The organism is Erythrobacter sp. MTPC3 (assembly GCF_042854385.1).
Classification (GTDB): Bacteria; Pseudomonadota; Alphaproteobacteria; order Sphingomonadales; family Sphingomonadaceae; genus Erythrobacter.
Genome location: NZ_BTGP01000001.1, coordinates 286,637 through 310,556 on the forward strand (window position 1 = coordinate 286,637; position 23,920 = coordinate 310,556).

Below are 23,920 nucleotides of genomic sequence, written 5' to 3' on the forward strand. Positions count from 1 at the left end.
TTATTCCTGATGATTTAGATGAATTCGATCTTTTGGACGAGGTAGAACTTGTCACCTGACGGTACCGTCACTTCGATCTCGTCATCGACCTGCTTGCCGATCAGCGCACGCGCAAGCGGAGAACTGAAAGAAATGCGTCCCGATGCCGCATCCGCCTCGGTTTCGCCGACGATCTGGTATTTGATCGGCTTGTCATTTTCGTCCAGCAGGGTGACGGTTGAACCGAACACGATCTTGTTACCGGTCAGCGTCGCCGGATCAATGATCTGCGCGCGGCTGATTTTGCCTTCGATATCGCCAATCATGGCCTCAACCTGGCCCTGACGCTCTTTTGCTGCGTGGTATTCGGCATTTTCCGACAGGTCGCCATGCGCACGGGCTTCCTCGATTGCATCGACAATCTTCGGACGCTCATCGCGCAGAACCTTGAGATCGGCTGTCAAACGCTCATAGCCCTCGGCCAGCATCGGCACCTTATCCATCGTCGCCATTCCAGTTCTCTCTATCTTGCCCTGCCCCGCTCGATTGCGTCATTTTCACTGTGGCCGTCTCTGGTTGAGGCGGCCTCGACGCTACAGAATGTCGGGAGGGGCGGCGTTAATTCTCAGCTATAATAGTCTTGCAAACTGCGGACTTCAAGCTGCTCGGGCTTAATCGCCGCAATTGCCTGCGCCGCAGCGACCGAAGCGGCTGCAGTCGTGTAGTACGGAACCTTCTTTTCGAGAGCCGTTGCGCGAATCGATTTTGAATCGAGCAGCGATTGCCAACCTTCAGTGGTGTTGAAGATCAGCGCGATGTCGCCGTCGATAATCCGGTCGACAATATGCGGCTGCCCCTCTGCAACCTTGTTGACCTGGTCCACCGCCAGACCCTGCTCGCTAAGATAAGTGTGAGTCCCGCCTGTCGCGATGATAGTAAAGCCCTCGTCGATCAACGTTTTTACCGCAGGCAGTATCACCGGCTTGTCCGAATTCTTGACCGAGACAAACACGGTCCCGCTATCGGGCAAGGCCATCCCTGCGCCCATTTGTGATTTTAGGAATGCAGCCGGGAACGTCTTGTCGATCCCCATAACCTCTCCGGTCGATTTCATTTCCGGGGTCAGGATTGGATCAGAACCGGGAAAACGGCTGAATGGGAAAACCGCTTCCTTGATCGCCATATAAGGCAAATCGCGGCGGAACGGTTCGAAAGTCGCCAATTTTTCGCCTGCCATGACGCGGCTGGCGATCTTGGCCACCGGCTGTCCGATTGCCTTGGCCACGAAGGGGACGGTGCGACTGGCGCGCGGATTAACTTCGATCAGGTAAACCTCGCCGTCCTTGATCGCGAATTGCACATTCATCAGCCCGCGCACCTTCAGCGCGTTGGCCAGTTCGACCGCCTGACGCTCCATTTCGGCGATGATCTCGTCTGATAGCGAATAGGGCGGAAGCGTGCAGGCGCTGTCGCCCGAATGCACTCCGGCCTCTTCGATATGCTGCATGACGCCTGCGATGCGCACTTCATCGCCATCACACAGCGCGTCAACATCGCACTCGATCGCATCGCGGAGATACTGATCTACCAGCACCGGACTGTCGCCCGACACGTTGACTGCCGTCTTGATGTAATCATCCAGCTGCGCTTCGGAATCGACGATTTCCATCGCCCGTCCGCCCAGAACATAAGATGGGCGCAGCAACACTGGATATCCGATGCGCGATGCCACAGCAGCGGCTTCATCGCGGCTATAAGCGATGCCATTATCGGGCTGTTTCAGCCGCAGCTTGTTGACCAGCTTGGCAAACCGTTCGCGGTCTTCGGCAAGGTCGATTGCATCGGGCGACGTGCCAAGGATGGGGATCCCCTCATCCTCCAACGCCTGAGCCAGTTTCAGCGGCGTCTGCCCGCCAAATTGGACGATTACGCCCACCAGCTCGCCCGCCTGCTGTTCGACGCGCAGGATTTCCAGCACATCCTCGGCAGTCAGCGGCTCGAAATATAGCCGGTCGGACGTGTCGTAGTCGGTCGAAACAGTTTCCGGGTTGCAGTTGACCATGATCGTTTCATAGCCCTGCTCGGCCAGCGCAAAACACGCATGGACGCAGCAATAATCGAACTCGATGCCCTGCCCGATCCGGTTCGGTCCGCCGCCAAGAATGACGATTTTCTTGCGGTCGGAAGGTTGCGCCTCATCCTCTGCCTCCCCAAAACTGGGCGCTTCGTAGGTCGAGTACATGTAAGGCGTGATCGCCTCGAATTCGGCGGCGCAGCTGTCGATCCTTTTGAACACCGGCAAAACGCCGAGTTTATGGCGTAGCGCGCGCACTTCGGCCTCGCTCGTCGCACCGGCCATCGCCTGCAACGCATCATGCAGCAAGCCCGAACGCCGCGCCTGTGTTTCGGCGAGGCCGCCCGCGACCCCGACCGAGCGGACGGCCAGAGTTGCCAATCGCTTGTCCGAAAACCCCATGGATTTGAGCCTGCGAAGTCCGGCCGCATCGGTCGGCAGACCATTGGCCTGCACCTCCTGCTCCGCCCTGACAATTGCCTCAATCTGGCGCAGGAACCACGGATCGAAACCGGTCACGGCGTTGATATCGGTGACGCTCAGGCCCTCACGGAATGCCTGCGCGATTTTCAGGATACGGTCGGGTGTGCGGCGCGATATCGCGGCGTTGATGACATCGCGATGAACCCCTTCAAGCTCAGGGACGCGGTTAAACCCGTCCAGCCCCGTTTCGAGACTGCGCAATGCCTTTTGCATGGATTCAGCAAAGTTGCGCCCAATGGCCATAACCTCGCCAACCGATTTCATCGCGGTAGAAAGCGTCGCCTCGGCTCCTTTGAACTTTTCAAATGCGAACCGCGGGATTTTGGTCACGACATAATCGATAGTCGGTTCGAAACTGGCAGGCGTCGCACCGGTGATCTCGTTCGTGATTTCATCGAGCGTATAGCCAACCGCCAGCTTTGCCGCGACGCGTGCAATGGGGAAACCGGTCGCTTTTGAAGCAAGCGCGGATGAACGCGACACGCGCGGGTTCATCTCGATCACGATCAAGCGGCCGTCGGCAGGATTGATCGCAAACTGCACATTCGAACCGCCGGTCTCCACACCGATTTCACGCAGCACCGCAATGCTGGCGCTGCGCATGATCTGGTATTCTTTGTCCGTCAGGGTAAGCGCCGGGGCGACCGTAATTGAATCGCCAGTATGCACGCCCATCGGATCGACATTTTCGATGGAGCATATGATGATCGCATTATCCGCCTTGTCGCGGACGACCTCCATCTCGTATTCTTTCCAGCCGAGCAGCGATTCCTCAATCAGCACTTCTGTCGTGGGCGACGCGTCCAGCCCCTCGCCCACGATCCGGTCAAATTCCGCCTTGTTGTAAGCGATCCCGCCGCCCGTGCCGCCCAGTGTAAAGCTGGGACGAATGATTGCAGGAAGCCCGGTGTGGTCGATCAGGGCGCGCGCTTCCTCCAGGGTGTTGGCCACGCCGCTGCGCGCGCTTTCCAGGCCGATAGAATCCATCGCCTCGCGGAAGCGTTGCCGATTTTCAGCCTTGTCGATGGCATCGGCCTTTGCCCCGATCATCTCCACGCCGTGCTCCGCTAGCACGCCTTGTTCATCCAGCGCCAGCGCGCAGTTGAGCGCAGTTTGCCCGCCCATCGTCGGCAGCAATGCGTCAGGTTTTTCCTTCGCGATGATTTTGGCGACGATTTCAGGCGTGATCGGTTCGACATAGGTCGCGTCTGCAAATTCCGGGTCGGTCATGATCGTCGCCGGATTGCTGTTGACCAGGATGACGCGGTAGCCGTCTTCTTTCAGCGCCTTAATCGCCTGCGTGCCCGAATAGTCGAACTCGCACGCCTGCCCGATGATAATCGGACCGGCGCCAATGACGAGGATGGAGGAAATGTCGGTGCGTTTGGGCATCAGTTGGTGTTCTCGTTTTCTGTGGCCGCATCGGCCTCGTCATTTGCTTCAGGTGCAGGAGGCGCCGGCGCCCAGTCGAGCCTGACGAGACGCATATTGGATTGTTGCCGTTCGCATCCGGCAGCGATCAGCTTGTCTTTGGGCGCAGGCTCGCCGCGAACGCGGTAAAGCGCGGGATCGCGGCCCATGAAAAAAGCGCCCTTTTCATCAACAGGCATCGCATTGAACTGCGCGACCGCAGTAGAGACTTCATTGGTTGATGCGGTCAAACGTCTCCCGGCGGATTCGTCGCTTCCCTCGACCATCAGGGCTTGGAGATTTTCGAGATCCATTTTCGTCACGTCGTACGTATAGGTCGGGGACCAGACCCCGGTGTCCAATCGGTCGAAATTGGTGCGGAACTGTGCGCTCATGGCTCCCGTGAAACGTGCCACACACGCATTGACATTTTCCGCGCCCTCTCTCGGATCGCTGTCATCAAACAGCGAACAGGCGGGTAACGCCGCCAGACATGTGATGAGCAACCCCGACCTGATATTCACCCCAGCCCTCCGACGAATTTTTCAAACAGATAAAAGCTATCCTGCGGCCCCGGGCTCGCCTCGGGATGATACTGCACCCCGAATGCGTTCTTCCCCTTTACCGCGATACCGCAATTGGAGCCATCGAACAGGCTCACATGCGTTTGTTCCAGCGTGTCGGGCAAAGTGGCCGCATCGACCGCAAAGCCGTGGTTCATGCTCGTGATCTCGACCAGACCCTGCGTCTCGCCCCAGCTTTCTCCGACCCGTTGGACCGGGTGATTGGCGCCGCGATGGCCTTGATGCATCTTCGCCGTCTTCGCACCCGCTGCGAGAGCAAGCATTTGATGGCCCAGACAGATGCCGAAAATCGGCACGTCGCGGTTAAGCAATTCTTTGATGACCGGCACTGCGTATTCGCCGGTCGCCGCCGGGTCCCCGGGACCGTTCGATAAAAAGACGCCTTCCGGTTTCAGCGCCATGATCTGATCAATGGTGCTGGTTGCAGGCACCACCGTCACTTTCGCACCGGCCTTCGCCAGATTGCGGAAGATGTTGTCCTTCGCCCCGTAGTCGATGGCGACGACATGCGGGCGTTCCCGATTGCTCTCGGTATAGCCAAAGCCAAGCTGCCAGTGCCCGCCGCGCCAATCTTCGTTTACCTGACGGGAAACGCGCGGGACCAGATCCAACCCTTCCAGCCCGCTCCATTCCTGTGCCTGACGCAGCAGCGCATCGACGTCGAATTTGCCAGCAGGATCATAAGCGATGACAGCATTGGGCGCGCCATTCATACGGACGCGTCGGGTGAGCGCGCGGGTATCCACGCCGGACAGGCCAATTTTGCCGTGAGCTGCCATCCATTCGATAAATTCGTCGCGGGCGCGGAAATTGGAATGCGGGGTTACTTCTTCGCGCACGATGCAGCCGACAGCGCCCAGCCCGCGGCTTTCGACGTCTTCTTCATTGGCGCCGACATTGCCGATATGGGGGAAGGTGAACGTGACGATCTGGCTGTCATAAGAGGGATCGGTCATTACCTCCTGATACCCGGTCATCGCGGTGTTAAAGCACACCTCGCCAACCGCTGAACCGACCGATCCGAAACCCATTCCCCAGATCACCGATCCATCGGCCAGAACGAGGATTCCCGTCGCTCCCTTTGGTTGCGCAGGACGATAGGCAGCAGAAGCCATTCGGGGCTCTCCGAGTCAGGTGTTTCCAGCAATGTCGCTAAGTCCCATCGGCTAGGCGCAGACCGGGCAGCCGTCAACCTAGTCGGGTGACAAGGAATGCGTTAGAGCGCAGCCATAGACCAATCCATCCACAACTTAGATGAAAAGATCGAAGAAACATGATCCGTGATGACATCAAAGCCGCCACCATCACCGCGATGAAGGCAAAGGAAAAAGATCGCACAGCGACGCTTCGCCAGATCTCCGCCAAGATCAAAGACCGCGACATTGAACAGCGCACCAGTGGAAAGGACATCCCGGATGACGAGCTTGTCACAGCTGTCTTGCAAAAAATGGCGAAGCAGCGGCGCGAATCGATAACCATGTATGTTGACGGTGGCCGCGAAGAATTGGCCGATAATGAACGCGCGGAACTGGCGATCATCGAGGAGTTTCTGCCGCAGATGATGAGCGAGGAAGAAACCATAGCTGCAATCGCCGCGGCCAAAGAAACCACTGGCGCCACTTCTGTTAAGGATATGGGAAAAGTCATGGCGGAACTGAAGGGTAAGTACGGCGCTGTTATGGATATGAGCCAGGCTAGTGCGCTGGTCAAAAACAGCTTTTGAGGGGAAATACCATGAACCGTCCGCTTATCCTTGTGCCAATGCTTGGCTCGATGCTGGCTCTTGCCGCATGCGGCGATCCTGCCGAGGACACATCCGTGCTCGACATGCCGGAAGACAGTGCCGAGCTGGAAACGCCGACAACCGACGGCGAAGCGGCCGCGCTGGCCCGGTCGATTGAGCCGGGCGATTTCGCCGACCTTAGGCTCGGCGCCAAGATCGAAGGACCGCAAGGTCCCGAGGTTCAGACCAGCCTGTCCAACGGTGCCGGCATCTTTGCCGATATTACATCTTATGTCGCCTGCCCCGACGGCATGGAGGTCTGCGACCCGGCTACTGCGCCCGAGGGCACGATCTATACTTACGTCCACATCGTGTATCCAGGTGAGGACAATGATCCGGCAACAGGCGCGGGAACCGGAGCGGATGATGTTGATGTGGAAACGGCCGGCGCGTTCATGATGACGCAGCCCTCGTCGGGTTTCACCGGCGTGGCAGGTTTCTCCAAAGCCGAAGCAGAGGTTGCGATCGGTCCCGGTGACAATCTGGTCATCACGTGCGGCGAAGACGGCAATCTCATATGGACCATCAATGCAGGTGATGGCGGCGATCAATGGGAAGATGCAGAGCCGCTGACATTTTTCTGGCAATCGACACTGCCGCCCGCCGGTCCTGCCGAATCCTATGCGATCAAAGCCAACGACGTGGTCGCTGCAGGAGAAGGTCCGTATCCCGCTGTTGACGACACCGCGACCAATGCTTGCACAGCTATACCCACAGCCGCTTGATCTTGGCGCTTGAATGATTGTCGTGCGGGGCGCATTTTCCCCGTATGACCATCACCCCACAATGGAAGGATGAACTGCGCGCGCGCGTGACCCTGTCGACGGTCATCTTGCGCACGGACAAAATCACCAAGGCGGGGCGTGAATGGAAAGGGTGCTGCCCGTTCCATGACGAGAAAACGCCAAGTTTTTACGTCAACGATCAGAAACAGTTCTACCACTGCTTTGGCTGCGGTGCGCATGGCGATGTCATAAGCTGGATGACGGAGCAGCGCGGCATGTCATTCATCGACGCGGTCAAGGAACTCGCTGCCGAGGCAGGGATGGAAGTCCCCGCTCCTGATCCTGTCGCGGCCAAGAAAGCAGAAAAGCGCGCCAGCCTGATCGATGTCACTACGGACGCACAGGACTGGTTTGCCGACACCCTGAAAACCGCGGATGGGCGGGCGGCGCTGGAATATCTCAAACGGCGCGGGATGAAGGGCGAAACTCTGCGCGAATTCGGATTTGGCTACGCGCCCGATAGCAAACAGGCGCTCAATCGCGCTCTGGCCCGGTATGATGATGAAATGCTGGTGGACACCGGCATGCGCATCAGGACCGATGACGGCACGACGTATGACCGGTTTCGCGGCCGCGTCATGCTGCCCATTCAGGATGCGCGGGGGCGAGTGATCGCGTTTGGCGGCAGAATACTGGCCGACCGCGACGGGGTCGCGAAATATCTGAATTCTCCTGACACGCCGCTCTTCGACAAGGGGCGCACGCTTTACAACCATCACCGCGCCGCCCCTGCCTCCCGCCAGACGGGCCGGATCGTAGTTGTCGAAGGGTACATGGATGTGATCGCGCTCGCGCAGGCGGGCATTCCCGATGCCGTCGCTCCGCTCGGCACGGCGCTCACGGAAATGCAGCTGGAGATGCTGTGGCGCATGGTCGAGGTGCCGGTGCTGTGTTTTGACGGGGACAAGGCGGGTCAACGTGCCGCGATGCGGGCTATCGGACGAGCCTTGCCCATGCTCGCGCCGATGCGATCCCTCTCCATTGTCAGACTGCCCGCTGGACTGGACCCGGACGATTTGATCAACCAGCAGGGCGTCGGCGCGCTGGAAAAGCTGCTTGCCCAGCCCAAAAGCCTGCTCGACACGCTTTGGGAAACGGAGCGCGATGCCCTGCCGCTTGAAAGTCCCGAGGCAAAGGCCGGGCTGAAAGCGCGGCTGATGGAGCACGTCGATACGATCCAGGACCGCGATATCCAGTCGCTCTACCGGCGCGAGCTGCTCGACCGGTTTTCCGCTTTCGCCTATCCGCCCCGCCCTCCGAGAAACCAGTCGGGCAGCTTCACGCGCGGCACGAAAAGCGGACCTTGGCGCGGCGCGACTGCGGTTCCCCGCACGCTTTCAAGCGGGGCACAGGCCATTTTACAAAACGCGATGTCCGGCGGCCAGCGGTCCGATTTGCTGACGGCGGTAGTTGCCGGTTTGGTCCGGCATCCGGGTGAGATTTCGCGCCATTCGGAGGCGCTTATCCGCCTCGCCAAACATGACCAAAACGCAGCACCCGCAATTGAATCGCTGATAGAGCTGTCGGAAACGCTTGATTCGAGAGGGGCAAACGCCATATCAGACGCGCAAGGCTATCCTGCCCCACCGGTAGACAATCGTTACACCTTCCTCAGAGAAGGCACGCCCCCCGGTGAAGCGCGCGAGGAACTGGCCGAAGCTGTGTCGTTGCTGGCCCATAAACCAGCACTCGAAGCCGCTATGGCGGCGACGATTGCCCGGTTCGACGATGATCCCGAAGGATCTTTTGCGGAACAGGCGCGGCTGCGGCAACAGCTCATGACAGTTGACGAACGCTTGAAGGCATTTGGGCGTAAAAGGGCCGCCACACAGGCGGACTGGGATCAAAAATCGGACCTGCCAGACAGCCATTCCGGCGAAACGGCAGAACACCGCGAGATGGATTGATAGCGATACATGGCCTCGACCGCTAAGAACAACAAACAGGACAATGATGACGCTCCACTGATCGACCTCAATGAGGCGGCAGTGAAGAAGCTCATGACCAAGGCAAAGAAAAAGGGTTACATCACGTATGATGAGCTCAACGAAGCCTTGCCTTCGGGGGAGATGAGTCCCGACCAGATCGAAGACATCCAGACCGCGCTGTCAGAAATGGGCGTGCAGATCGTCGAAAACGACGAAGATGCCGAAGCCGAGGCCGAGCAGGAAAACGAGGTCGAAGAGATCTCCGTCGGTGCCGATGCCAAGAAAGACACCAAAAAAGACACCAAGGCTCCCTTGGTTAAGAAAGCCGCCACCGAGGGCCGCACCGATGATCCGGTGCGTATGTATCTGCGCGAAATGGGCGCGGTCGAACTGCTCAGCCGCGAAGGCGAGATCGCCATTGCAAAGCGGATCGAATCCGGCCGCGACATGATGATCATGGGCCTTTGTCAAAGCCCGATCACCTTCCACGCCATCATTCAATGGTCCGAGGCGCTCAATGCCGAGGACATGCAGCTGCGCGAAATCCTCGATCTGGACGCGATGCTTTCAAAAGAGCCTCCGCCTGACAAGATGGAGGAGGAAAACGAAGAGGACGACGGCGAGATCTCCGAAGAGACCGCCGGCCCAACCATTCGCGACGATGACGAGGATGACTCCGATTCCGAAGACGTGGATGGCGAAGAAGGCGAAGACGGCGAATCCAAAAAGGATGACGAGGAAGAGGAGGACAACACCCTTTCCCTCGCCCAGATGGAAGCCACGCTGAAGCCGGACGCCATCGAACGGTTCGCGCGCATTACCAAGCTGTTCAAGACCTTCGAGAAATTGCAGGCCGAGCGTGTCGATGTGCTCGCCGCCGGCGGAGAATTTCCGAAGGCGAAAGAAAAGAAATACGAAACCCTCGGCGATGAACTCACCGCCGAAGTTGAGAGCATGCAGTTCCATGCGACCAAGATCGAATTCCTGGTCGACAATCTCTATGCCTTCAACCGCCGCCTGACCGCTCTAGGCGGCCAGATGCTTCGTCTGGCTGAACGCCACAAGATCAAGCGGATCGACTTTCTGAAATCGTATGTCGGTAACGAGCTGGACGACGGCTGGATCATCGCCAATGCGAAAAAGGATAAAAAGTGGAAAGACTTTGCCGAGAAGGAAGAGCCAGCGATTGACCGTATCCGTGCGGAAATCACCGATATCGCCGCGCAAACCGGCATGGCGCTCCCCGAGTTTCGCCGCATCGTGAACATGGTGCAGAAAGGCGAGCGTGAAGCGCGCATCGCGAAGAAGGAAATGGTCGAGGCGAATCTGCGCCTCGTGATTTCGATCGCGAAGAAATACACCAATCGCGGCCTCCAATTCCTCGACCTTATTCAGGAAGGGAATATCGGCCTGATGAAGGCGGTCGATAAATTCGAATACCGCCGTGGTTACAAGTTCTCCACTTACGCAACGTGGTGGATCCGACAGGCGATCACCCGCTCGATTGCGGACCAGGCCCGCACGATCCGTATTCCGGTCCATATGATCGAGACGATCAACAAACTGGTCCGCACTTCGCGTCAGTTCCTTCACGAGGAAGGCCGCGAGCCGACCCCTGAGGAAATGGCTGCGCGCCTGTCCATGCCGCTCGAAAAAGTGCGCAAGGTGATGAAAATCGCCAAAGAACCGATCAGCCTCGAAACGCCTATCGGCGACGAGGAAGATTCGCATCTCGGCGACTTCATCGAGGACAAGAACGCGATCATTCCTGTTGATGCGGCCATTCAGGCAAACCTGAAAGAGACCGTCACCCGTGTTCTTGCATCGCTGACCCCGCGCGAAGAACGCGTGCTGCGTATGCGGTTCGGCATCGGCATGAACACCGACCACACTCTTGAAGAAGTTGGCCAGCAGTTCAGCGTGACGCGCGAACGTATCCGCCAGATCGAAGCAAAGGCGCTGCGCAAGCTGAAGCACCCAAGCCGGTCGCGGAAGATGCGTTCCTTCCTGGATCAGTGATGCTGATACGCACACTGATCATCGCAGGGGCGGCCGCGGCATTCCTGACTTCACCGCTCAGCGCGCAGGGCGATGCTGTTTCAGGGGAGATCGGCGTATCAGAAGGTGCGGAAACGCGGCTCGAACTGGCGAATGCGATCCTTGAAAAGGCATATCCCGAAGAAGCGCAGGTCGCGATGTTTCAGGCAGTCGCGGACCAGATGGAAGCGCAAATGATGCAAAGCATCAGCCAGATGATCACCGATCCCGGTTCGCTTCAGATTATTGCAGATTGGCAAGACCGTATCTCGGTCGAGACGGATGCGATCATGCGCCGTCAAATCCCGGACCTGATGCAGGCTTGGGCCATTAGCTATGCAGATATTCACACTGAAACCGAACTGCGCGACATTCTGGCATTCGTTTCCACGCCAAGCGGGAAAGCGATGATGAGCAAGTCTGCCGACATAATTTCGCACCCGGCATTCGCTGCTGCAAATCAGACATATATGGACGAAACCACTGCCGTCGTAATGTCGAAATTGCCTGAGCTTGTTAAAGAAGTCTCCGCGTATAAAGCTGCTGCAGACTCCGAAGGTTTATAACCAACCTCGCGTCAGAAAGGTCTAATGGTGCCGATTGCCGCTCCAACTGTGATCGCCATCGTTAGCCAGAAAGGCGGCTCAGGCAAGACCACGCTCGCTGTCCATCTTGCAACGCGCGCGGCGCAGGCAGGGCGCGAGAGCTGCGTGATTGACACCGATCCGCAGGCGACAGCCGCAGCATGGAGCGATTGGCGCGGAGATTACCTCCCCGTTGTCGTCACCAGCCCCCCTGCCCGGCTTGGCCGCACCATCGAAAGCGCCAAGAAGAACGGCGTCGATTTCGTGGTGATCGACACGCCGCCCCACGCTGACGCCGCAGCGCGCGAAGCGATCAAGGCCGCCGACATCGTACTTGTCCCTTCAAAACCGCGCGCATTTGACCTGCACGCGCTGGAGCCGATCGCAGAACTGGTCTCTTTCGCCAAAAAGCCTGCTTACGTCGTCCTCAACAGCGTCCCCGCCGGCGCGACCGTATTGTCGGAAGACGCGCGCAAGGCGGCAAAGCAAATGGGGCTGAAAATGTGCTCGGTCACTCTGGGCGACCGCGCAGCATTTCACAGATCGTCTGCCAAGGGTGAAACAGCCGCCGAAATCGATCCCGGTGGCAAAGCCGCCAATGAGATCGAAAAACTCTGGAAATGGCTCGGCAAAAAGCTCGCCTGACGCCGCTTTTTGCGGCGCATCATGCCCACATGCGATAAAATCACGCCGCGTCCGTAGAAAAGCGGCCTTGGCGGGGTGGAGAAAATGGCCCGGCGCTACTATAACTGCCCCATGCGTATTGCCATTGCTTCCGATCACGCCGCCACCGACATGAAGGCCGAACTGGCCGAATGGTTGATGGACGAAGGCCACGAAGTCGCCGATCTCGGCCCCAATGCGGGTGAGAGCGTCGATTATCCCGATTACGGGTACAAACTCGCGAGTGTCGTCGCAGATGGCACAGTCGCATACGGAATCGCACTGTGTGGCAGCGGCATCGGTATATCGATCAGCGTAAACCGGCACCCGTCGGTCCGCTGTGCGCTTGTTTCAGAGCCGCTTTCCGCAGCCCTCGCCCGCGAACACAACAACGCTAACTGCATTGCACTGGGCGCGCGTCTGACAGGCATCGAAATGGCCAAGAGCTGCGTAGCTACCTTTATCAGCACCGAATTTGCCGACGTGGGTGACCCCGCCGGCCGTCATCAACGCCGCGTGGCAAAGCTCGGCAACCCGCCCCTCTCTCCCGATCATATCGAGACGCACCAATGAGCACGAAGCCTTCTGAAGTTCTGAATTCCATGGACCCATTTTGGAACGATGACCTTGCGACCGCCGACCCGGAAATTGCAGCTGCGATTCGCAACGAGCTGGCCCGTCAGCAAGACAAGATCGAATTGATCGCAAGCGAGAATATCGCGTCCAAAGCAGTTCTCGAAGCAACCGGCAGCGTCTTCACGAACAAATACGCCGAGGGGTATCCGGGGAAACGATATTATGGCGGGTGCGACTACGCCGATGTGGTCGAAACGCTGGCGATTGAGCGTGCGAAAGAGCTGTTCGGCTGCAATTTCGCAAATGTTCAGCCCAACAGCGGCAGCCAGATGAATCAGGCAGTGTTCCTCGCGCTGCTTCAGCCGGGCGATACGTTCATGGGCCTCGACCTCAATTCAGGCGGACATCTGACCCACGGTTCACCGGTCAACATGTCCGGCAAATGGTTTAACCCGGTTAGCTACGGCGTGCGTGAAGGCGATGAATTGATCGATATGGACGCGGTTGCAGCCAGCGCCCGCGAACATAAACCGAAACTGATCATCTGCGGCGGCACCGCCTATTCGCGCACATGGGATTTCGGAGCATTTCGCGCTATCGCCGATGAAGTCGGTGCAATCCTGCTGTGCGATATGAGCCATATTTCCGGCCTTGTCGCAGGCGGCGCGCATCCATCGCCGTTCCCGCACTGCGATATCGTCACCTCGACCACGCATAAAAGCCTGCGCGGCCCGCGGTCCGGTATCATCCTGTGGAATGATGAAAAGTATACCAAGCCGCTGAATATGGCGGTTTTCCCCGGCCTTCAGGGCGGACCACTGATGCATGTTGTCGCCGCCAAAGCGGTCGCATTCCGCGAGGCGTTGACGCCGGAATTCAAAAGCTATGCACACCGCATCGTTGAAAATGCGCGCGCTCTTGCTGCCAGTCTTGAGGAAAACGGTCTGCGCATCGTTTCCGGCGGCACGGACAACCACTCCATGCTGGTCGATCTCACCGCAAAGGGTGTGACCGGCAAAGACGCTGAAAAAGCCCTCGATCGTGCCTGGCTCACCTGTAACAAGAACGGCATCCCGTTCGATACCCGCTCACCATTTGTGACCAGCGGCATCCGGCTGGGCACACCGGCTGGCACAACGCGCGGATTTGGCCCGGCGGAATTCCGCACTGTGGGCAAATTGATCGCCGAAGTGATCGACGGTCTCGCCAAGAGCGGTGCAGAAGGTGACGCACAGGTCGAAGAAAGCGTGCGCAGCCGTGTTGCCGATTTGTGCGCAGCCTTCCCCGTCTATCCCGACGCGTAAGAGCAACCCTTTATGCGTTGCCCTTTCTGCGCGTTCGATGACAGCCAGGTAAAAGACAGCCGCCCGACAGAGGATTCCACCTCTATCAGGCGGCGGCGTCAATGCTCGTCTTGCGGCGCGCGCTTTACGACGTTCGAACGTGTCCAGCTGCGCGAGGTGACCATCGTCAAAAGCGGCGCCGAGGGCGAAGAGCGGCGTGAAGCGTTTGAGAGGACCAAGATCGAACAATCCGTCGCCCTCGCCTGCCGTAAACGCGGGGTCGACCAGGAACGGATCGACCAGCTTATCTCGGGCATCCAGCGGCAGGTCGAAACTGCGGGAGAACCCGAAGTCCCCTCCGCCAAGATTGGCGAGATGGTTATGGACGGTCTCAAACAGATCGACAGCGTCGCGTATATTCGCTTCGCCAGTGTCTACCGCGATTTTTCCGAAGCGCGCGATTTTGAAGAGTTTGCCAGCACCGTCGCCGAAGCGGCTAAGGAATAGTTCGCGTGACCGCGCCCATAATTGTGCTCGTCCGCCCGCAATTGGGCGAGAATATCGGCAAAGCGGCGCGCGCAATGCTCAATTTTGGCCTCACCGAAATGCGTATCGTGAGCCCGCGCGACGGCTGGCCCAACCCCTCTGCGGGTCCAGCAGCGGCAGGCGCGGATATCGTGCTGGATCAGGCAAAGGTTTATGACAGCACTGCAGAAGCCATCGCAGATTGCGAACATGTCTACGCCACCACGGTGCGCAAACGGGGCGTGACAAAACCTGTTGTCGGCCCTGATGGCGCCGCGCGGATGATGCACAGCGAAAGCGGTCGGCACGCCATTCTGTTCGGCCGTGAGGCATCAGGCCTGGGGACAGAGGATGTGGCGCTGGCCCGGCATATTTTGACCGTGCCGATCAATCCGGAATTCGGGTCGCTCAATCTTGCGCAGGCGGTAATCCTGACCGCTTATGAATGGTCCCGCATCCGACGGGAGGCTGGCAACGAAGAACTGGTGCAACCGACTGCGGAAGAGGAACTGCTCCCCCCTGCCCCTCAAGAGGAGCTGGACGGCCTGGTCGCACATTTTGAAGAAATGCTCTCTCCGCGCGGCTATTTCCTACCCGAAGCACGGGCCGAGGCCAGCCTTCGCACTTTGCGCAATGTGTTGACCAAACCAGGCTGGAATCATTTGGAAATCCGCACCTTGCGGGGAGTATTGAGCACGCTCGAACGCGATCGCCGCGACTGATCTGCCGACACTATAGACATCGGCAATTGCGGCGATTAGGCCAGCCAGACCTCTTCCCAAATGTAACTTCACGAGAAATCTATGAAACTCCCCCTCCTCCGTTCGGCGGCTATTCTTGCCGCGCCTCTTTTCGCTGCATCCGGTTTCGCTGCTCAACCTGAACCGCAGGCGGGCGAAGCCACGGCCGAGCCGGCAGCCGAAGAAACAGCGCAAGAAGGCAAGGACGCAGCAATCGTCGCTCCGGAAATCAAAGAGGAAAAGCGGATCTGCCGCCGGATCGCGACCGACATGAGCAGCCGCCGCAAGGAACGCGTCTGCCTGACAAAAGAAGGCTGGCGCGAACTTAACCAGCGCCGATAATCATTGCGGGCGCGCGCAACAGGTTTCGTCCGCCAGACTTGACGCGGGCGCGATTTCTGTTAATTGCGCGCCTTCGCGAATTGGCCCCGCACCCCGGTGAAGCGGTGGCCGCGTTCAGAGTTAATCCTGAACGGTGCGATGCCGGGTTGAATGGCCACCATTTTCGGGTGGCTCAGCAAATTGAAGGAAAGACTTATGTCGAAGCGCAAAAGCGCCAAGTACAAACTCGACCGCCGGATGGGTGAAAACATCTGGGGTCGCCCAAATTCTCCCGTGAACAAGCGTTCCTACGGCCCCGGCCAGCATGGTCAGCGCCGCAAGAGCAAGGTGAGCGACTTCGGTCTGCAACTGCGCGCCAAGCAGAAGCTGAAAGGCTATTACGGCGACGTGACTGAAAAACAGTTCCGTTCGACCTACAAGGACGCCACCCGCATGAAGGGTGACACCGGCCAGAACCTGATCGGCCTGCTTGAACGCCGTCTCGACATGATCGTATACCGTGCCAAATTCGCACCTACGATCTTTGCCGCGCGTCAGATCGTCAACCACGGTCACATCTACGTCAACGGTGTAAAGTGCAACATCCCGTCGCGTCGCTGCGATCTCGGCGATGTCATTAGCCTGGGCAGCAAGGCCAAGGAAATGGTTCTCGTCATCGAAGCGCAGAGCCTGCCAGAGCGTGAAATTCCAGACTACGTTGTGCCTGAAGGCAACGACAAGGTCGCTTTCAGCCGCGTGCCAAAGCTTGATGAAGTGCCCTATCCGGTAACGATGGAACCGAACCTCGTGGTCGAGTTCTATTCGCGCTGATATTTGCGCAAAACTGTATTACGAAAACGGGCGGTCCTTCGGGGCCGCCCTTTTCTTTTGTCACTGCGCGGCGCCAGCTTGCGGCGCAAATTCACAGCCCCAAACAAAAGAAGGCGGCCCCGAACGGACCGCCTTCATATGTGCCTCTTAGAGAGACCACTTATACGCATCACTTTCGAATTTGATCCCACTTTTCAAATTCATATTCGATTGAACCTTCGACCAATCGCTCCCAGATGTCCGCAATCACCTCTGCAGGCATCCCGCGCGTTTCGGCATCGTTGACCGCCGCGGCAATAACATACGCTTTGCGAACCTCATCTCGCACCGCACCGCGATCCGGTTTGATTCGTGCAGCTGCACGCATATAGCCAAAGCGGCGATCAAGCAGCGCGACAAGCTCCCGATCAGTGGCATCTACGCCCACCCTGACCTCGATCATTGTCTCGCATTCGTCCGGCGTTTTTGCAGGGGTATCAGTCATGCCTGCGCATTGGCCCGACCGGCGCAATTTGTCGAGTGTCTATGCGCGCAAGTCGCCCGATTACGATCCTATGTTCCCAGACTATTGGACAGGAAGGACTGAATTTCTCCCAGCATTTCGACGCGCGCCCTGCTGTCATCCAGCCCATGCTGAAGGTCTTCGAATTCGGTGTAAGTTACGGTCTTACCCTTGTCCTCTAGCGCATCGGCCATGATTTGTGAGTGACGCACATCGACATTCACGTCCAACGTGCCGTGAAACAGGGCAACCGGCGCGCGGAATTTCTCCGCGTGGCGTTTCGGACTGCCCGCCGCGATGTGCGGGCCTTCGCCTAGCTGTTCATCGCGAAGCCGGAAATTGGTGTAGCTGCGCGCCTGGTTTCGCAGCAGGCCAAGATCGGTGACCGGTGCAATCGCAACCACGGCCTTGAACAGATCGGCATCGACAACCTGCGATTGAAGCGCAGCATATCCGCCATAGGACCATCCCACGATTGCCAGTTGATCCGCGTTGGCAATTCCCTCCGAAACGAGCCAGCGGCCCGCGTCGTTTACATCGCCAATCGCGACATCCCATGCCTGATAGCCGTTTCTGCCGAACCATGCCTCGCCATAACCCGATGAGCCGCGGTAATTTGGTTGGAGCACCGCATATCCGCGTGCCGTGAAGAATTGCACCAGCCAGTCAAAGCCCCAGAAATCGCGTGCGGCAGGCCCGCCATGCGGCAGAACGATCGCGGGAAGCCCCTTGCCATCCGAACCGGGCGGCAGTGTCAGATAGCCGGGTATCTGTGTCCCATCGCTTGCCGGATATGTGATTGGCTGCATCTCTCCCATCGGCTTACCGACAAGATATTGCCGCACCGGCAGCAATTCTTCGAGCGCGCGGGTGGATTTGTCGTAAAGGTAAATTGTGCCTGGGTCGGTGTCGGACGAAGCGATCACGAGCAGCCGGTTTTCATCCGCGCTTGATCCGCCGATTGTAATAAGCGGCTGGTCGGGAAGCGCCTTGCCCAGCGCGCTCGCAAATGATGCGAGTTCCTGATCGAAATATTCGATCGAGCGTTTCTCGGTCGCATAGCTCACACCGACGACGCGGCGCTGGCGGCCGATGCGGATCAGGTTCTGCACATCTACATCGTCGCGGCTGGCCAGCACCTTTGCCTCACCGCTCCCGTCAAAAGGAATTTCGATGACGCCGGTGAACCCGCCTATCGAATGGTAGGCGAAAATCGAGTTGCGCACCGCGTCGACTGCGACAGGTGTAAAGCCGCTGATCGTCTTGCCATTCAGACTGACATCTTCGAGCGAGCGCCAGCGAGAGCTTCCGGCATCGCGGATGCGGTATCTGCGCTCTCCGGTGAGATACCCTCTGCTGTCCGACATTCTGAGCGCTTTCAGACGCAATTCGCCATTTTGATCGGCGAGGTAATATCCCGCATCGTCATCGGGACGTTCTTCGACCTTTACCTTGCCGGTTTCGATATCGATCCGGTCCACGCCAAGGCCGCTGTCTTTATTGGCCATGCGGGTGCCCATCGAGTTTTCCTCGACCCAGTCGCGTGTCATAAGGATCTGCCCGGCATCGCCTGCAACATCGAGGGCAACGATAGAGCCACCATCCTGCTTGAACCGCATTGCGCGAAAAGACTGCCGCTCAAATAGCGCGTCGGAATTCGACCCGTCATCATCAATGGCAAACATGCGGGAAAAAGGCAGCAGCGTGCCATCGCCGGAACGGGCCATGCCGAAAATTTCGCATACCAGTCGGGTATCGGTTGCCCACTGACACCGTTCCAAATCGCCGATGATCTCGGAATTTGCGGCGATCTGCTTCACTTGCGCATCGCCCTCAAGATTGACGACGTTCAGCACTTCGGTGTGATTGGGTCCAGCGGCGATCCATGCCACCTTTGAACCCGATGGCGACAGGCTGATATCGAGGACCGAGGCGCGAATGCCAAAATCCATCGCCGGATCGCCTTCGCCCGGAGCGGCTGTATCCTGCGCGATAACAGGCGCTGATCCTGCCGCTAGAACGGCGCACGCAGACGCGCACAGAAGCACAGCCGAAAACCGGCGAAAACGAAATTGCATGAATTTGACCCCTATTGCGATGGGGCAAAGCATAGAAAACTAAGCTATTGAGTCAAAGCCTAATTTGGCAAGTAATTGTGCCTAAAGTCGGCTGCAAATGCATCAAAGCCCTGACTGGCGATTGCCGTTCTCATCGCGCGCATCAATTGCTGATAAAACGCAAGATTGTGTTCCGTCACCAGCATCGCACCAAGGATTTCGCCCGATTTTTGCAGGTGATGCAGGTATGCGCGCGAATAGCTGGCACAGGTCGGGCATTCGCAGCTTTCGTCAAGCGGCGCGGTGTCTTCCTTGAATCGGGCATTGCGCAAATTGATCGGGCCGTTCCAGGTGAACGCCTGGCCGTTGCGTCCTGACCGGGTAGGCAGCACGCAATCGAACATGTCGATCCCGCGCTCTACCGCGCCAACCAGATCATCAGGTTTTCCGACGCCCATGAGATAACGCGGGCGGTCCCGCGGCAACATTTCCGGCGCATAATCCAGCACGCCAAACATCGCCTCCTGCCCCTCGCCCACGGCCAGTCCGCCGACCGCATAGCCATCGAAGCCGATATCGGTCAGCTTTTCCGCGCTGATCTGGCGCAGTTCCTGATCCAGCGCGCCCTGCTGAATGCCGAACAGGGCGGACCGCGCTGCGTGCTCCTCTCCGCTGTCGAACCCATCGCGGCTGCGTTTGGCCCAGCGCATCGACAGCTCCATACTCGCCGCGATCTCGTCACGAGGCCGGTCTGCACGCGGGCATTCATCAAACGCCATAACAATATCGCTACCGAGCAGGCGCTGGATTTCCATTGACCGTTCCGGGGTCAGCATGTGTTTCGACCCGTCCAGATGGCTGCGAAATTCCACGCCCTCCTCGGTCAGCTTACGCAGGTCGGAAAGGCTCATGACCTGATACCCGCCGCTGTCCGTCAGGATCGGGCGGTGCCAGTTCATGAATTTGTGCAGACCGCCCAGCTTCGCAACGCGCTCCGCACCGGGACGCAGCATCAGGTGATAGGTGTTGCCGAGGATAATATCCGCACCCAGCGCGCGCACAGCCTCCGGCTTCATCGCCTTGACCGTCGCGGCAGTTCCAACTGGCATGAAAGCGGGCGTATGGATATCGCCGCGTAGCATCGAAATGGTGCCGGTGCGGGCGCGGCCATCGGTGGCCTTCAGGTCAAAGGAGAAACGTCGGGACATGGGCCGCGCGCCCTACCCGATCACTCGCGAAGCCGCCAGCCTGTCTTGAAGATATAGGCGATGATCGCGGTGCATACGGCCAGAAATCCCAGCGTCAGGGCCAGCGAGATGCCAATCGACACATCCGAGGTCCCGTAAAATGTCCAGCGCAGCCCGCTGACCAGAAACGCAATCGGATTGGCCAGCGCAATTGTGTCCCACGGTTTTGGCAGCATATCGAGTGAGTAAAATGTGCCGCCCAGAAATGTCAGCGGCGTCAGGATCAGCACGGGAATAATGCCGAGCTTCTCGAAACTGTCCGCCCAGATGCCCAAGATGAAACCGAAAAGAGAAAAACTGGCCGCAACCAGCATTATGAACCCGACTGCGTAGAATGGATGCGCAATGGTATAATCGACAAACAGGGTCGCCGTGGCGAGGATGATCGCTGCAAGGATCAGGCTCTTTGTGGCGGCCGCACCGACAAAGCCGACCAGCGTTTCCGCCACCCCGACTGGAGCGGAAAGCAGCTCGTAAATCGTGCCGGTGAAACGCGGCATGTAAATGCCGAAACTCGAATTGCTGGTCGTCTCGCCCAGCAGGGTCAGCATGAGGAGGCCGGGGATGATGAAAGCTGCGTATTCGACGCCCTGCACCGGCTCCATCCTGCTGCCGATCGCCGATCCGAACACGATAAAATACAGCGATGTCGTCAGCACCGGGGCGAGCAAGGACTGGAAGGCCGTGCGGAACGCGCGCATCAATTCGCGCTGATAGATCGACCATGCTCCGCGAAAATTGAAACCGCTCATGCCGCTTCCTCTTCGGTGACGAGACCCACAAAGATATCTTCCAGCGAGCTGTCGTGAATGTCGATGCCGCGGTAATCGATCCCTTCGGCAATCAGCGCCTTGGTCAGCGCCGCGACATCCTCACGCCCTTTGCCGCTGCCATCGCCGCCGCGATAACAAAGTTCGGTTCCACCAGCCCGCAGTTCGACAGGGAATGCAGCGATGGAGGGGAGCAATTTGCCCAGAGGCTCGCTCAGCGCAATGACCGCTTCGGTGCGGCCCATGCGCTGCATCATGGCGGCCTTATCATCGACCATCAGGATTTGCCCCTTGCGAATGATGCCAACGCGGTCGGCCATCTCCTCCGCCTCTTCGATGTAGTGCGTCGTCAGGATGATCGTTGTGCCGCGTTCACGCAAAGCCGCAATTTGCCTCCACATATCCTTGCGCAATTCGACATCGACGCCTGCTGTGGGTTCATCGAGAAAAAGCAGGTCCGGCTCATGCGCCAGTGCCTTGGCAATAAGGACGCGGCGCTTCATCCCGCCAGACAATTCGCGGATCTGGCTGCTGCGCTTTTCCCATAGCGACAGGCTGCGCAGCACCTCTTCGATTTGCGCTTTATCAGGTGCAAACCCGAAAAGCCCGCGCGAATAGCTGACGGCGCGCTCCACGGTTTCAAACATGTCGGTGCTGAGTTCCTGCGGGACGAGGCCGATGCGTCCGCGCGCCTCGCGCCAGTCCTTGGCCAAATCGCGCCCGAAGGCTGTGACCGTCCCTGCCGTGGGCCGCACCAATCCGCACACCGCGCCGATCAGCGTGGTCTTGCCCGCGCCATTGGGTCCGAGCAGCGCGAATATCTCGCCCTGCCGGATATCCAGATTGACATCATCGAGCGCCTTTACGCCGCCCTTGTAAACCTTGCTCAGGCCGCTGATCGAAAGAATGGGTTCAGGCATTTGCCCGGATTAGGGAAGGAGCAGGGAGGAGTCACCATAGGAATAAAAGCGATATTCGTTGTCGATCGCGTGCTGATACGCCGCCATCATCCGGTCGCGTCCCATCAAGGCACTGACAAGCATCATCAAAGTCGATTTGGGGAGGTGAAAATTGGTCATCAACCCGTCCACACCTTTGAACGAATACCCCGGTGTAATGAAGATGTCGGTGTCGCCTGCAAACGGCGCAATGGTGCGATCATCGCGCGCCGCGCTTTCCAGCAGCCGCAGCGCGGTCGTGCCGACCGCGATGATCCGCCCGCCCGCGCGGCGAGCCGCGTTCAATCGCTCTGCGGTTTCAGCCGTGATGCGCCCGAATTCCGAATGCATGGCATGGTCATCGGTGTCGTCCGCCTTTACCGGCAGGAACGTGCCCGCACCCACATGCAGGGTAAGAGTTTCGCGTTTAATGCCGCGCGCATCGATTGCCTCGATCAGTTCGGGCGTAAAATGCAGCGAAGCCGTTGGCGCAGCGACCGCCCCATCCTCTTTTGCAAACATCGTCTGGTAATCGGCGAGGTCGCGTTCATCCACGCCGCGCTTTTGGGCGATATACGGGGGAAGCGGTATGGTGCCTGCCCGGTCGAGCAAGACTTCGACCGGCTCGTCCCCTTCGAAAAACAGCTGGATACTGCCATCAGGCAACCGCTGCTCAGCGATGGCAGTCACGCCGCCGCCAAAGATCAGCTGATCGCCAATTTTGACCCGTTTTGCGTTGCGAACAAACGCCTGCCAGCGGCGCAGGTCGATGCGTTTGTGCAGTGTCGCGCCGATTTTGGCCTCACCGCCCGCACGCCGCCCTTCAAGCTGCGCAGGGATGACGCGGGTGTCGTTGAAAACGAGGACATCGCCCGGTTCCAGCAATCCGGGCAGATCGCGCACGCCCCTGTCGTCAAACGCAGCCCCGCTGCCGCGAACCAGCAGCATACGCGCCGCATCGCGCGGGCGCACGGGCCTCAGGGCTATGCGCTCCTGCGGGAGCTCGAAATCGAAAAGGTCAACGCGCATGGCCGCGCAATTAGCGCGCGCCCGGACTAACGCAAAGCCTTACTGTTCGGGAATCGGCGCGCTCAGCATGTCGGCAGTGAATTCCTGTTCCTGCTGCGCCGGAGCTGGTGCCGGCAAAGGCGGCGCCTTGTCATCGCTGGCGAGGGAGGCCTGAAGGATGCGGGTCGGGTTCTGCGGCGGCTCGCCGCGCGTAATCGCGTCGACACCAGCCATGTTATCAATCACGCGGCCGAAATTCGTGTACCGCTTGTCGAGGCTGAAACGTGGGTAGAACACGATGAAAAACTGACTGTTTGCGCTGTCTTCTTCACTCGCGCGCGCCATGGCCACACTGCCGCGCACATGCGGCATCGGGTTGAATTCCGCTTCGAGATCGGGAAGCTCGCTGCCGCCCTGCCCGGTGCCGGTCGGATCACCGCTTTGCGCCATGAAACCGTCGATTACACGGTGGAAGATGATGCCGTCGTAAAAACCTTCGCGGGTGAGTTTCTTGATCCGCTCCACATGTTCAGGCGCCCATTCGGGCATCAGGCGGATCGAAACGCGCTCTCCGTTCGACAGGTCGAGCACCCACACGTCTTCGAGGTCCTGGGTTTCGTCGAATTCAACCGGGATGAACCGGCGCGTATCTGCGCGCGTTTCCGCACGCTCTTCTTCGACATCCTGGGCAAAGACTGCGGATGGCGCAGCGAGCAGCGAAAGTGCGGCCAGCGCGCCGAGGGTGTGCTTGATCATATTTATCTTCACTAAATTGTCCGAATGCCGCGCTTTTAGCCGCCCCTGCCTGACAC

The 23,920-nt window shown here is 58.7% G+C and carries 23 protein-coding genes; 12 read left to right on the plus strand and 11 right to left on the minus strand.

All coding sequences use genetic code 11. The features are described from left to right. Positions 1–14 precede the first annotated feature (14 nt). The 4 genes from greA to carA form a co-directional block, all read right to left on the minus strand. Positions 15–491 carry a transcription elongation factor GreA gene (greA, locus tag ACGHU1_RS01430; RefSeq protein WP_390582702.1) on the minus strand — a complete coding sequence of 159 codons (477 nt, stop codon included), beginning with the start codon at positions 489–491 and terminating at the stop codon, positions 15–17. 113 nt (positions 492–604) lie between these two features. After that, on the minus strand, positions 605–3,928 hold the full coding sequence (gene carB, locus ACGHU1_RS01435; RefSeq protein ID WP_390582704.1) for a carbamoyl-phosphate synthase large subunit: 3,324 nt from the start codon (positions 3,926–3,928) through the stop codon (positions 605–607). After that, positions 3,928–4,470 carry a hypothetical protein gene (locus ACGHU1_RS01440; RefSeq protein WP_390582706.1) on the minus strand — a complete coding sequence of 181 codons (543 nt, stop codon included), beginning with the start codon at positions 4,468–4,470 and terminating at the stop codon, positions 3,928–3,930. The genes carB and ACGHU1_RS01440 overlap by 1 nt, the downstream gene beginning before the upstream one ends. Further along, positions 4,467–5,645 carry a glutamine-hydrolyzing carbamoyl-phosphate synthase small subunit gene (gene carA / locus ACGHU1_RS01445; protein WP_390582708.1) on the minus strand — a complete coding sequence of 393 codons (1,179 nt, stop codon included), beginning with the start codon at positions 5,643–5,645 and terminating at the stop codon, positions 4,467–4,469. The genes ACGHU1_RS01440 and carA overlap by 4 nt, the downstream gene beginning before the upstream one ends. Before the next feature lie 158 nt (positions 5,646–5,803). On the opposite strand from carA, the gene ACGHU1_RS01450 reads away from it, so the two are divergent. From ACGHU1_RS01450 to rpsD, 12 genes are all read left to right on the plus strand, one after another. Next, the gene (locus ACGHU1_RS01450; protein WP_390582710.1) at positions 5,804–6,253 is read left to right on the plus strand and encodes a GatB/YqeY domain-containing protein; all 450 of its coding nucleotides are present in this window, start codon (positions 5,804–5,806) and stop codon (positions 6,251–6,253) included. 11 nt (positions 6,254–6,264) lie between these two features. After that, the gene (locus ACGHU1_RS01455; RefSeq protein WP_390582711.1) at positions 6,265–7,038 is read left to right on the plus strand and encodes a hypothetical protein; all 774 of its coding nucleotides are present in this window, start codon (positions 6,265–6,267) and stop codon (positions 7,036–7,038) included. Between the two features lie 44 nt (positions 7,039–7,082). After that, entirely contained in the window at positions 7,083–9,005 is a 1,923-nt protein-coding gene (gene dnaG / locus ACGHU1_RS01460; RefSeq protein ID WP_390582713.1) for a DNA primase, read from the plus strand. Between the two features lie 9 nt (positions 9,006–9,014). Continuing rightward, on the plus strand, positions 9,015–11,045 hold the full coding sequence (gene rpoD / locus ACGHU1_RS01465; RefSeq protein WP_390582715.1) for an RNA polymerase sigma factor RpoD: 2,031 nt from the start codon (positions 9,015–9,017) through the stop codon (positions 11,043–11,045). Beyond that, positions 11,045–11,629 carry a hypothetical protein gene (locus ACGHU1_RS01470; protein WP_390582717.1) on the plus strand — a complete coding sequence of 195 codons (585 nt, stop codon included), beginning with the start codon at positions 11,045–11,047 and terminating at the stop codon, positions 11,627–11,629. Before rpoD ends, ACGHU1_RS01470 begins: the two co-directional genes overlap by 1 nt. Before the next feature lie 24 nt (positions 11,630–11,653). Further along, positions 11,654–12,292: a ParA family partition ATPase gene (gene parA, locus ACGHU1_RS01475; protein ID WP_390582719.1), complete on the plus strand. Its 639-nt coding sequence runs from the start codon at positions 11,654–11,656 to the stop codon at positions 12,290–12,292. Between the two features lie 111 nt (positions 12,293–12,403). Next, a complete protein-coding gene (locus tag ACGHU1_RS01480) occupies positions 12,404–12,883 on the plus strand; it encodes an RpiB/LacA/LacB family sugar-phosphate isomerase (RefSeq protein ID WP_390582721.1) in 480 nt (159 codons plus the stop codon). Then, complete coding sequence (gene glyA, locus ACGHU1_RS01485) at positions 12,880–14,190, plus strand: serine hydroxymethyltransferase (protein ID WP_390582723.1); 1,311 nt, start codon at positions 12,880–12,882, stop codon at positions 14,188–14,190. Before ACGHU1_RS01480 ends, glyA begins: the two co-directional genes overlap by 4 nt. Positions 14,191–14,202: 12 nt before the next feature. After that, on the plus strand, positions 14,203–14,676 hold the full coding sequence (gene nrdR, locus ACGHU1_RS01490) for a transcriptional regulator NrdR (protein ID WP_390582725.1): 474 nt from the start codon (positions 14,203–14,205) through the stop codon (positions 14,674–14,676). Positions 14,677–14,681: 5 nt separating this feature from the next. Continuing rightward, positions 14,682–15,416, plus strand: coding sequence for an RNA methyltransferase (locus ACGHU1_RS01495; RefSeq protein WP_390582726.1), 735 nt, complete (start codon positions 14,682–14,684; stop codon positions 15,414–15,416). A gap of 81 nt (positions 15,417–15,497) precedes the next feature. Next, complete coding sequence (locus ACGHU1_RS01500) at positions 15,498–15,776, plus strand: hypothetical protein (protein ID WP_390582728.1); 279 nt, start codon at positions 15,498–15,500, stop codon at positions 15,774–15,776. A gap of 195 nt (positions 15,777–15,971) precedes the next feature. Continuing rightward, positions 15,972–16,586 carry a 30S ribosomal protein S4 gene (gene rpsD / locus ACGHU1_RS01505; protein ID WP_390582729.1) on the plus strand — a complete coding sequence of 205 codons (615 nt, stop codon included), beginning with the start codon at positions 15,972–15,974 and terminating at the stop codon, positions 16,584–16,586. Positions 16,587–16,755: 169 nt separating this feature from the next. On the opposite strand, the gene ACGHU1_RS01510 is transcribed toward rpsD, so the two are convergent. The 7 genes from ACGHU1_RS01510 to ACGHU1_RS01540 all read right to left on the minus strand — a co-directional run bounded on the left by ACGHU1_RS01510 (position 16,756) and on the right by ACGHU1_RS01540 (position 23,864). Continuing rightward, positions 16,756–17,070: a chorismate mutase gene (locus tag ACGHU1_RS01510; RefSeq protein WP_390582731.1), complete on the minus strand. Its 315-nt coding sequence runs from the start codon at positions 17,068–17,070 to the stop codon at positions 16,756–16,758. Between the two features lie 68 nt (positions 17,071–17,138). Beyond that, on the minus strand, positions 17,139–19,166 hold the full coding sequence (locus ACGHU1_RS01515; protein WP_390582733.1) for an alpha/beta hydrolase family protein: 2,028 nt from the start codon (positions 19,164–19,166) through the stop codon (positions 17,139–17,141). A 59-nt stretch (positions 19,167–19,225) separates the two neighbouring features. Beyond that, a complete protein-coding gene (tgt, locus tag ACGHU1_RS01520) occupies positions 19,226–20,353 on the minus strand; it encodes a tRNA guanosine(34) transglycosylase Tgt (RefSeq protein ID WP_390582735.1) in 1,128 nt (375 codons plus the stop codon). 20 nt (positions 20,354–20,373) lie between these two features. Next, positions 20,374–21,144 carry an ABC transporter permease gene (locus tag ACGHU1_RS01525; protein ID WP_390582737.1) on the minus strand — a complete coding sequence of 257 codons (771 nt, stop codon included), beginning with the start codon at positions 21,142–21,144 and terminating at the stop codon, positions 20,374–20,376. Further along, positions 21,141–22,082 (minus strand): ABC transporter ATP-binding protein, encoded by a 942-nt coding sequence (locus ACGHU1_RS01530; RefSeq protein WP_390582738.1) that lies wholly within the window; start codon positions 22,080–22,082, stop codon positions 21,141–21,143. Before ACGHU1_RS01530 ends, ACGHU1_RS01525 begins: the two co-directional genes overlap by 4 nt. Before the next feature lie 9 nt (positions 22,083–22,091). After that, complete coding sequence (gene queA / locus ACGHU1_RS01535; protein WP_390582740.1) at positions 22,092–23,129, minus strand: tRNA preQ1(34) S-adenosylmethionine ribosyltransferase-isomerase QueA; 1,038 nt, start codon at positions 23,127–23,129, stop codon at positions 22,092–22,094. Positions 23,130–23,168: 39 nt separating this feature from the next. Next, on the minus strand, positions 23,169–23,864 hold the full coding sequence (locus ACGHU1_RS01540; protein ID WP_390582741.1) for a peptidylprolyl isomerase: 696 nt from the start codon (positions 23,862–23,864) through the stop codon (positions 23,169–23,171). Positions 23,865–23,920: the final 56 nt, after the last annotated feature.

Coding starts and splice junctions, on each gene's coding strand:
- greA (WP_390582702.1), bottom strand. CDS start 491: ATGGCGACGATGGATAAGGTGCCGATGCTGGCCGAGGGCTATGAGCGT.
- carB (WP_390582704.1), bottom strand. CDS start 3,928: ATGCCCAAACGCACCGACATTTCCTCCATCCTCGTCATTGGCGCCGGT.
- carA (WP_390582708.1), bottom strand. CDS start 5,645: ATGGCTTCTGCTGCCTATCGTCCTGCGCAACCAAAGGGAGCGACGGGA.
- ACGHU1_RS01450 (WP_390582710.1), top strand. CDS start 5,804: ATGATCCGTGATGACATCAAAGCCGCCACCATCACCGCGATGAAGGCA.
- ACGHU1_RS01455 (WP_390582711.1), top strand. CDS start 6,265: ATGAACCGTCCGCTTATCCTTGTGCCAATGCTTGGCTCGATGCTGGCT.
- dnaG (WP_390582713.1), top strand. CDS start 7,083: ATGACCATCACCCCACAATGGAAGGATGAACTGCGCGCGCGCGTGACC.
- rpoD (WP_390582715.1), top strand. CDS start 9,015: ATGGCCTCGACCGCTAAGAACAACAAACAGGACAATGATGACGCTCCA.
- ACGHU1_RS01470 (WP_390582717.1), top strand. CDS start 11,045: ATGCTGATACGCACACTGATCATCGCAGGGGCGGCCGCGGCATTCCTG.
- parA (WP_390582719.1), top strand. CDS start 11,654: ATGGTGCCGATTGCCGCTCCAACTGTGATCGCCATCGTTAGCCAGAAA.
- ACGHU1_RS01480 (WP_390582721.1), top strand. CDS start 12,404: ATGCGTATTGCCATTGCTTCCGATCACGCCGCCACCGACATGAAGGCC.
- glyA (WP_390582723.1), top strand. CDS start 12,880: ATGAGCACGAAGCCTTCTGAAGTTCTGAATTCCATGGACCCATTTTGG.
- nrdR (WP_390582725.1), top strand. CDS start 14,203: ATGCGTTGCCCTTTCTGCGCGTTCGATGACAGCCAGGTAAAAGACAGC.
- ACGHU1_RS01500 (WP_390582728.1), top strand. CDS start 15,498: ATGAAACTCCCCCTCCTCCGTTCGGCGGCTATTCTTGCCGCGCCTCTT.
- rpsD (WP_390582729.1), top strand. CDS start 15,972: ATGTCGAAGCGCAAAAGCGCCAAGTACAAACTCGACCGCCGGATGGGT.
- ACGHU1_RS01510 (WP_390582731.1), bottom strand. CDS start 17,070: ATGACTGATACCCCTGCAAAAACGCCGGACGAATGCGAGACAATGATC.
- ACGHU1_RS01515 (WP_390582733.1), bottom strand. CDS start 19,166: ATGCAATTTCGTTTTCGCCGGTTTTCGGCTGTGCTTCTGTGCGCGTCT.
- tgt (WP_390582735.1), bottom strand. CDS start 20,353: ATGTCCCGACGTTTCTCCTTTGACCTGAAGGCCACCGATGGCCGCGCC.
- ACGHU1_RS01525 (WP_390582737.1), bottom strand. CDS start 21,144: ATGAGCGGTTTCAATTTTCGCGGAGCATGGTCGATCTATCAGCGCGAA.
- ACGHU1_RS01530 (WP_390582738.1), bottom strand. CDS start 22,082: ATGCCTGAACCCATTCTTTCGATCAGCGGCCTGAGCAAGGTTTACAAG.
- queA (WP_390582740.1), bottom strand. CDS start 23,129: ATGCGCGTTGACCTTTTCGATTTCGAGCTCCCGCAGGAGCGCATAGCC.
- ACGHU1_RS01540 (WP_390582741.1), bottom strand. CDS start 23,864: ATGATCAAGCACACCCTCGGCGCGCTGGCCGCACTTTCGCTGCTCGCT.